Below are 416 nucleotides of genomic sequence, written 5' to 3'. Positions count from 1 at the left end.
TGCTTTAGCTTTGTTGATGAACGTTTAAGAGCTTTTGGGTTTTTAACGTACCAACCGTTCGAACCTACAACCGTATGTTGGCTGTTGATGTCGTAGCCTACAATTGAATGCAAGACCCGCTTCGCGGTCTTGCATTCAACCTTTTGGGTGAGCGATACATTCCATTTAGCATGTGATAGTTGGATAGTAACAGTCTTGATTTCACTGACTAATTTACGGTGTAAAACAATCGGTACTTTGCCAATTTTCGGAATGCTGATCGCGCCATTTTCGATGCGGATGCAGTTCGAGTTATTTACACACCTAAAACTGTCATTGTGCAGTTTTTTCTGTTTGAAACTGACTTTAAACGTCGGGAATTTTTGCAACCGACTCTTAGAAAAAGAGTTTTTCAAAGCCGTATCCAGATCCCTTGC

General features: G+C 41.1%; 1 pseudogene. It reads right to left on the bottom strand.

Annotated elements, in window-relative coordinates:
* A pseudogene (locus tag AAEY93_RS20365) lies at window positions 1-416 on the bottom strand (RNA-guided endonuclease InsQ/TnpB family protein); the annotation flags it as partial.

Origin of the sequence: Shewanella sp. CAL98-MNA-CIBAN-0140 (assembly GCF_040309905.1) — a bacterium.
Taxonomy (GTDB): Bacteria; Pseudomonadota; Gammaproteobacteria; order Enterobacterales; family Shewanellaceae; genus Shewanella; species Shewanella psychromarinicola.
Note: the sequence above shows the minus strand (reverse complement) of the source record. Positions and strands in the feature narration are given on the sequence as shown.